General features: G+C 70.2%; 1 protein-coding gene. It reads right to left on the bottom strand.

Going from position 1 to position 497, the window contains the following annotated elements:
* On the bottom strand, nt 1-497 hold a 497-nt coding region (locus tag M2D63_RS25540), incomplete at both ends, for a contractile injection system protein, VgrG/Pvc8 family (RefSeq protein ID WP_285865867.1).

Raw genomic sequence — 497 nt, 5'->3', positions numbered from 1 at the left:
TGCAGGTCGATGTGGCCGTAAGGGTCGTTGGCCCGCGTGCTGCTGACCCGCGCCGGCACGGTGCCGGCGATCTGCGGCTTGTCCTGCAGCGGCGGGCGGTAGCAGATGTCGTAGTCGAACGGCATGCCCTCGAAGGTTACCCGCAGGCTGCGATCGCGCGCCGCCTCCAGGTGCACGGCGGTAATCAGCGCCCGCTCGGCGAAGGCCGAGGGCGCCTCGCCCGCGACCTTCAGCACCTGCCCCGGCGCCAGGCTGGTGCAGCTGCTGACGCCGCTCAGCCGGGTGCGCTCGGTGAGGTAGCGCTCGTGGCGCAGGCGCGCATAGAAGTAGCCGCTTTCGCTCTGCAGGCGTTCCTCGCGAGCATAGCGGTCGCCCAGTTCGCGGTAGGCTTCGGCGTAGTGGTAGGCCTCGCCGTAGGTGGTGGTGAGCGCGCCGCGGGTGTGGTCGATTTCACCGTCGAGGTAGGCATGGGCCTGGCGGTGGTCGTAGGCGCGGAT

The organism is Pseudomonas sp. BJa5 (genome assembly GCF_030272875.2).
Lineage (GTDB): Bacteria > Pseudomonadota > Gammaproteobacteria > Pseudomonadales > Pseudomonadaceae > Aquipseudomonas.
The sequence above is the reverse complement of the archived record's forward strand: the minus strand, read 5'-3'. Positions and strand labels throughout refer to the sequence as shown.